Annotated in this window: 8 protein-coding genes and 2 pseudogenes; 7 read left to right on the forward strand and 3 right to left on the reverse strand. The window is 66.6% G+C overall.

The window, feature by feature from the left end; translation table 11 throughout:
• From WBL05_RS12515 to WBL05_RS12545, 7 genes are all read left to right on the forward strand, one after another.
• Positions 1 to 195, forward strand: a 195-nt coding sequence (locus WBL05_RS12515) for a transposase (RefSeq protein WP_424226347.1), incomplete at its 5' end; no start/stop codon positions are given.
• Entirely contained in the window at positions 192 to 1,265 is a 1,074-nt protein-coding gene (locus WBL05_RS12520) for a hypothetical protein (protein ID WP_424226348.1), read from the forward strand. The genes WBL05_RS12515 and WBL05_RS12520, both read left to right, overlap by 4 nt.
• 38 nt (positions 1,266 to 1,303) lie before the next feature.
• Positions 1,304 to 1,750 carry a hypothetical protein gene (locus WBL05_RS12525; RefSeq protein ID WP_424226350.1) on the forward strand — a complete coding sequence of 149 codons (447 nt, stop codon included), beginning with the start codon at positions 1,304 to 1,306 and terminating at the stop codon, positions 1,748 to 1,750.
• Positions 1,751 to 1,787: 37 nt separating this feature from the next.
• Positions 1,788 to 3,242: an amidophosphoribosyltransferase gene (purF, locus tag WBL05_RS12530; RefSeq protein ID WP_424226358.1), complete on the forward strand. Its 1,455-nt coding sequence runs from the start codon at positions 1,788 to 1,790 to the stop codon at positions 3,240 to 3,242.
• Positions 3,239 to 4,297, forward strand: coding sequence for a phosphoribosylformylglycinamidine cyclo-ligase (purM, locus tag WBL05_RS12535; protein ID WP_424226351.1), 1,059 nt, complete (start codon positions 3,239 to 3,241; stop codon positions 4,295 to 4,297). Before purF ends, purM begins: the two co-directional genes overlap by 4 nt.
• Positions 4,298 to 4,421: 124 nt before the next feature.
• Positions 4,422 to 4,646, forward strand: coding sequence for a DUF3073 domain-containing protein (locus WBL05_RS12540; protein WP_424226353.1), 225 nt, complete (start codon positions 4,422 to 4,424; stop codon positions 4,644 to 4,646).
• Positions 4,647 to 4,672: 26 nt separating this feature from the next.
• Positions 4,673 to 5,629: an alpha/beta hydrolase gene (locus WBL05_RS12545; RefSeq protein WP_424226355.1), complete on the forward strand. Its 957-nt coding sequence runs from the start codon at positions 4,673 to 4,675 to the stop codon at positions 5,627 to 5,629.
• A gap of 35 nt (positions 5,630 to 5,664) precedes the next feature.
• Here the strand turns inward: WBL05_RS12545 and WBL05_RS12550 are convergent, their stop codons facing one another.
• From WBL05_RS12550 to WBL05_RS12560, 3 genes and pseudogenes are all read right to left on the reverse strand, one after another.
• A complete protein-coding gene (locus tag WBL05_RS12550; protein ID WP_424226356.1) occupies positions 5,665 to 5,931 on the reverse strand; it encodes an HNH endonuclease in 267 nt (88 codons plus the stop codon).
• Positions 5,932 to 6,343: 412 nt separating this feature from the next.
• A pseudogene (locus WBL05_RS12555) lies at positions 6,344 to 6,757 on the reverse strand (ISL3 family transposase); the annotation flags it as partial.
• 49 nt (positions 6,758 to 6,806) lie between these two features.
• Positions 6,807 to 6,982: pseudogene (locus WBL05_RS12560) on the reverse strand (IS256 family transposase); the annotation flags it as partial.

A 6,982-nucleotide genomic window follows, 5' to 3' on the forward strand; every position in this document is an offset into this window, starting at 1 on the left:
CTCGAAAAGCGACGAGACGACATCCTGGCGTGGTTCGACCACCCCGGCTCCAGCAACGGACCCACCGAAGCCATCAACGGCCGGCTCGAACACCTCCGCGGCATCGCGCTCGGCTTCCGCAACCTCGTCAACTACCGGCTCAGATCACTCCTCGAAGCAGGCGGATTCCGACCCCTCATCCACTCTCTTTCGTGAAGAGCCGCGTATGGACGTTCGGCTTCGGCAATGAGCAGGTCTGGGCCAGCGTGTGGATCCTGCTCGCGTTCAGCACCCTGTTCTTCGCCGGCTACACCTACGTGGAGAAGTTCCAGACCGGCGTGGTGCTGCTGCTGATCCTGTTCGTCTTCGTCGCCGTCATCGTCTCCAATCCGAACTACTTCGAGGTGCTGCGCGGGCTCCTGCCAACCATCCCGGCCGAGTACGCACCGTGGGTGCAGCAGAAGTATCCGGAGATCGCCGCTCGTCCCATCTCACTCGAGGTGATCAGCTACCTGGGCGCGATCGGCGGCGGCACCTATGACTACATCGGCTACGTGGGCATGTACAACGAGAAGAAGTGGGGCATGCTCGGGTCGCCGAACCTGGACGAGATCAACGCCAAGCTGATCAAACTCAAGGCAGGGGAGCGGTTCCCGATCGACGAAGGCGAGCAGAACACCGCCAATGTGAAGGCGTGGGCGAAGGCTCCGCTGTCAGACACGCTGCTCAGCTTCGTCGCGGTCTTCATCTTCTCGGCCGCCTTCATGATCCTGGGCAACGTCATCCTGGGCGCCGATGGCACCCAGCAGGTGCCCAATGACCGCGAGATCATGCAGTTCCAGGCCCAGTTCTTCGAGCAGATCAGCCCGGCGCTGGTGTACTTCTACCAGCTGGCGGTCTGGGCGGCCTTCTTCGGATCGATGCAGGCGTCGGGCACGATGATGTACGCCCACACGTTCTATCAGTGCTTCGCGCCCGCCATCCGTTGGGTTCGCGAGACCCGGTTCTTCAACGTGCGGCTGCTCGTTGCGATCATCTACTCCGGCGGCGGACTGATCTTGGTATGGACCGGCCTGTCGTTCACCACGCTGGTCTCGTTCGGCGCCCTGATCGGCGGGGTGCTGTCGATCGGCCTGTGGGCGCTCGCCATGTTGTACACCGACTCCAAGTTCCTGCCCAAGAAGTTCCAGATGGCGATCGGCACCAAGATCCTGCTGGGAATCGCCGGCGTCGTCCTCACCCTGATGGGTATCGTCGCGATCCTGCAGTTCTTCAACGTGATCTGAACCGCCCACGATCCGCAGCGCACTAGGAGAATCAAGACATGCGTTCGGCGATCTTCCTGGTCACGGCGATGAGCTGCATGGTGATCGCCGCCGGCTTCATCAGCCGGGGCAACTACCTCGTCGGAGCAGTCGTCGGCGTGGTGGGCGTGTACTACGTCGCCCGGGTCTTCCTCGGTGACCGGCTGGCCGTCCCGGGACGACAGCGACAACAAGTCGACGCTCCCGCGCACCAGCCCGGCAGGCGCGGTCACGCTGCCGACGCCGAAACCGCCGCCCTTCGTCAGGAGCTGGAGGGCATGCTGGTCGAACTGCGCAAGAAGATGGTCACCACCCGCTCGTTCTTCATCGGGACTGCCGGCATCGCGGCCATTGTGTTCTTCGCGAACTGGCAACTCGCGCTTGCGATTGTCCCGTTCGCGGTGTTCTTCGCTGTCCTGTTCTTCCGCAACGCGAAAGCGGTGTCACTGCTGGAGCGCAACCTCTGAGCAGGCATCGGCCGTCCCGCGGTAGGCTCGCCCAGTGATGTCGCATCCGGAGGCCGAGGATCGTCCGCGCGAAGAGTGTGGTGTGTTCGGGGTCTACGCCCCCGGTGAAGTCGTCTCGAAGCTGACCTACTTCGGGTTGTTCGCGCTGCAGCACCGCGGTCAGGAGTCGGCCGGCATGGCCGTCAGCGATGGCCAGCGCATCATGGTCTTCAAGGACATGGGCCTGGTCAGCCAGGTCTTCAACGAGGGGGCGCTGAGCTCGCTCACCGGGCACCTGGCGATCGGCCACACCCGGTACTCCACCGCCGGCGCATCGGTGTGGCAGAACGCCCAGCCGACATTCAGCCAGGTGGCCGGGCGCGGGGTCGCGCTGGCGCACAACGGCAACCTCACCAACACCAGGGAGCTGCGGGCGACGCTCGTCGAGGACAACCCGCCCAACGGTGAGCAGCAGGGCGGGCTGCGGGAGGCGATGGACTCGTCCAACGACACCGCGCTGATCAGTGCGCTGATGGCCGCCCACCCCCAGACCGACGACATCGAGCAGATCGTGCTCGACGTGCTGCCGAAGCTGACCGGCGCGTTCTGCCTGGTGTTCATGACCGAGACCGCGCTGTACGCCGCGCGCGATCCGCACGGAGTGCGTCCGCTGGTCCTGGGACGGCTGGAACGCGGCTGGGTGGTCGCCTCCGAGACCGCCGCGCTGGATATCATCGGCGCCACCTTCGTGCGCGAGGTCGAGCCGGGGGAGTTCATCGTCATCGACGCCGCAGGGTTGCGCAGCACCCGGTTCGCCTCCGCCCGCCTGAAGGGCTGCGTCTTCGAGTACGTCTACCTGGCCAGGCCCGACACCCGGATCGCCGGCCGCCCGGTGCAACCCACCAGGGTGCAGATCGGACGACAGCTCGCCATCGAGCACCCCGCGGACGCCGACATAGTCATCCCGGTGCCCGACTCCGGCACCCCGGCGGCGCTGGGTTACGCCCGGCAGTCCGGCATCCAGTTCGCGATCGGGCTGGTGAAGAACGCCTACGTGGGACGCACCTTCATCCAGCCCACCCAGACGATCCGGCAACTCGGCATCCGGTTGAAGCTGAACCCGTTGCGCGAGGTGATCGAGGGCAGGCGGCTGGTGGTCGTCGACGACTCGATCGTCCGCGGCAACACCCAGCGCGCCCTGATCCGGATGCTGCGCGCCGCCGGGGCCGCCGAGGTGCACGTGCGGATCAGCAGCCCGCCGGTGGAGTGGCCCTGCTTCTACGGCATCGACTTCGCCACCCGCGCCGAACTGATCGCACCCGGGCTGAGCGTCGCCGAGATCGCCCAGGCGATCGAGGCCGACTCGCTGGGCTTCGTCAGCCTGGACGGTCTGCGCGCAGCCGTCGGGTTGGACGCCGAACAGCTCTGCTCGGCCTGCTTCGACGGGCACTACCCGATCCGCATCCCCAGCAGCGCGGCGGCCACGCTGGGCATCAAGCAGGAGACTGCATGAACGAATCCGCCTACGCCCGCGCTGGTGTCGACATCGAGGCCGGTGACCGCGCGGTCGAGTTGATGAAGGCACACGTCCGCCGGGCCACCCGGCCGGAGGTGATGGGTAGCCTCGGCGGCTTCGCCGGGCTGTTCGACGCGTCCGCGCTGAAGGACTACCGCCATCCGGTGCTGGCGACCAGCACCGACGGGGTGGGCACCAAGGTCGACATCGCCCGCGCCATGGGCGTCTACCACACCGTCGGCTGGGACCTGGTCGGCATGCTGGTGGACGACCTGGTGGTCTGTGGTGCCGAGCCGCTCTTCCTCACCGACTACATCGCCTGCGGACGCGTCGTCCCCGAGCGGATCGCCGACATCGTGCGCGGCATCGCCGAGGCCTGCGCGTCCGCCAACACCGCGCTGATCGGCGGCGAGACCGCCGAGCACCCGGGCCTGATGGGACCGGACGACTTCGACATGGCCGGCGCGACGGTCGGGGTGGTCGAGGCCGACCAGATCCTGGGGCGCGACCGGGTGCGTCCCGGCGACGCGGTGGTGGCGATGGCGTCCTCGGGTCTGCACAGCAACGGCTACTCGCTGGTGCGGCGCGTTCTGCTCACCGACGCCGGGCTCGACCTGGAGGCGGAGATGGCCGAGCTGGGACGAACCCTCGGCGAGGAGCTGCTGGAGCCCACCCGGGTGTACGCGGCGGACGCGCTGGCCTTGATCGAGGGTGCTGAGGTGCACGCGATGAGCCACGTCACTGGCGGCGGCCTGGCCAACAACCTGGCCCGGGTGCTGCCCGACACGGTTGCCGCCCGGCTCGACCGGGCAAGTTGGCGCCCGCCGGCCATCTTCGAGCTGGTGCGCAGCGTCGGTCAGGTGCCGCAGCCCGACCTGGAGGCCACCCTCAACATGGGGGTCGGCATGGTGGCGCTGGTTCCCGGCGATGGCGCGGACGCGGCTGTCCGGCTGCTAGTCGACCGGGGTTTACCGGCGTGGGTGTGCGGCGAGGTGGTGGCAGCCGGGCCGGACGACCAGCGGGTCGGAATCTCCGGCGAGCACAACAACTGAGACCCGGCCGGCGGCAGCCACTCTTTGGCGCCAACTCGTGCCATTGGGTAGCCTTGGTGCCACGACAGTTATTCAACATGCCGCGGCCATGCCGCGAGGGACAAAGCGAGGGGGTCGACCCGATATGGGGCGCGGCCGTGCGAAGGCGAAGCAGACAAAGGTGGCGCGGGACTTGAAGTACCGCACTCCCGAATTCGACTCCGCCTCACTGGAGCGAGAGCTCCGAGGGGAATCTGGTCGAGTGGAAGACAGCTACGACCAGGTGCCAGATCAGTATGCAGACCTGGTTACCCAGTACGACGAGGACGATCTGGTCGCATACGACGACGACGATGAGGATCGACGCTAGCCCCAGCCCTCGCGAGAGCCGGTTCCATGTGGTCTGATGACCGCCTGCTGCCCGGCTATCAGGTTCGGTCCTGGCAGATCGAGGACGCGGAACTGGCCGACGGTGAACCTGACGAGCCGCTGACCGCGACCTTGGTGCGGCGGAATGAGCCGAGTCACCAGCGCGCGGTCCTCTACGTCCACGGCTGGAACGACTACTTCTTCCAGACCCACTTGGCGGATTTCTGGGACAAGCAGGGGTTCGACTTCTATGCCGTGGAGTTGAGGCGCTACGGGCGCAACCTGCGGCCGGGGCTGTTCGCCGGCTACATCACCGACCTGGACCACTACGCCGCCGAGCTCGACGAGGCATACCGGCTGATCCGCGAGGACGGACACGACCTGATCACGGCGATGGGCCACTCCACCGGTGGCCTGGTGGTCAGCGTGTGGGCCTCCCAGAGCCCGCGACTGCTCAACGGGGTAGTGCTGAACTCGCCGTGGCTGGACATGCGCGGCCCGGAGATGCTGCGGCGCGCGCTGACGCCGCTGGTGCACCGGGTGGCGAGCGTGAAGCCGACCATCGCGCTGCAGGGCAACGAGACCGGCCTCTACTTCGCCAGCGTGTCGGCGACCAGGAACGGCGAGTGGACCGTCGACACCGACTACAAGTCGAACCGTGCGTTCGTGCCGAGGTTCGGCTGGGCGCGGGCAATCCTGACCGCTCAGACCCGGGTGGCCGGTGGCCTGAAGATCGACACCCCGGTGCTGTCGATGATGAGCGCCCGCAGCGGGCTGTCGATGTCGGAGTGGGATGACTCGATCATGAGCCAGGACATCGTCCTGGACGTCGACCAGTTGGCCGCGGTGTCATGGCGGCTGGGCCGGGTGGTCACGATCGTGCGCATCAAGGGGGGCATGCACGACCTGGTGCTGTCGCCGCGTCCGGTTCGGGACGAGGTGTTCGCGGAGATCTCGCGCTGGCTCAAGGTGTACGTGCGCTGAGTGGCGGGACCCGGGTCTCCCTCGCCGATTCGCGGCTAACCGAGGTTCCTGGTGCCGAGTGCCGGCTCTTCAAAGGGGCCCGCCCAGATGAACTCACTCCCGGTCCACTGGTAGAGGCCAGCATCGTAAGCGCGGTGGTGGTTCGCGCAAAGTAGACGCCCGTTGTCACTGCTTGCTGAGCCACCGCGGGCATGTGGCACCAGGTGTGCGGCTTCAAGCACCTCAACCAGGTCGATGCCACAGATCGCGCACTCCGGCGAATCTGAGCCGAGTAGTAGTCGGCGAAATGCCTGCTGGCTCATGCGTTGCCGTACCAAGTGAGTATTCGCGGTACTGGGGGCCGGGGTTGGTGCGGCTGAGCGCCGCTGGCTTGGCCCGGGATTGGTGTAGTTGAGGGCCGGGGTTGGTGTGATTGAGCGCCACCTGCTTCTAGGCTCCTTCCCGCCTATGTGAGGGCCGCGCCCTGGCCAAACGGGCCTGCGAACACCGGATCCGCGCCCACTACATCCGCATGCCCGACCTCGAAGAAGCCTGGACCGCAGCCCAGGAACAACCCGGCGGAGCCGGCAAGTGGCTCTTCACAGAGCGCGGTGGGTTGGTGGGTGTCCAGCCGGGCGGGTCGGGGCGCCCGGCCCACCTCTGCCTGGCCGTGACCTGGTAGACCCTACCAGGACGTCATCGACGGCCTACCAACATTCCGAACCAGTCTTCGAGCACGGGGAGGAGTCGGAACCATTGCTTGGTGGTCAGCAGGGCGGCGCGGGTGTGGGCGAGTCGGCGGATGCCGAACAGTGGGTCCCCGGATCGGCCGCGACGGCCAAGTACCTGGTGTTGGAGGCGTTGGCGGCACTGGTCCATCTTGTCGCCGGTCAGCGCCACGACGTGGAACGGGTCCATCACGGTGGTGACTTCGTCGATGGCCTCGGTGGCGGCGGTCTTGTAGCCGGTGAACCCGTCCATGGCGACGACTTCGACGTTGTCCCGGAAGGTCTGGTCGCGTTCTTCGAGCCAGGTTTTGAAGGCCTTCTTCGACTGGCCGTCCAGTACCGCCAGCAGCCGGGATGGACCGGTTTGTTGTCTGGTCGGGGTGAGGTCGATGACCACAGTGACGTAGCGGTCACCGAAGCGGAGCTTGTCAAGATGTTTGTGTAACTGATTTTGGGTCACATTGGGTTTACTACAGGTAGGGGTTGATGCGGTCGGGGTAGACGAGGGCGAGCTCGCCCAGTGCGGCCTTCCAGCCGGTGACCACGCCGCCTTCGACCAGGCGCGGGACGGACTGGCGGGCCTTGCCCTTGGTGGCCTGCTTGGCGCGTTCTCGGGCTCGTTTGTCCTCGATGTTCATGATCGCCA

The sequence above is a fragment of the Brooklawnia sp. genome, from assembly GCF_049651565.1.
Classification (GTDB): Bacteria; Actinomycetota; Actinomycetes; order Propionibacteriales; family Propionibacteriaceae; genus Brooklawnia.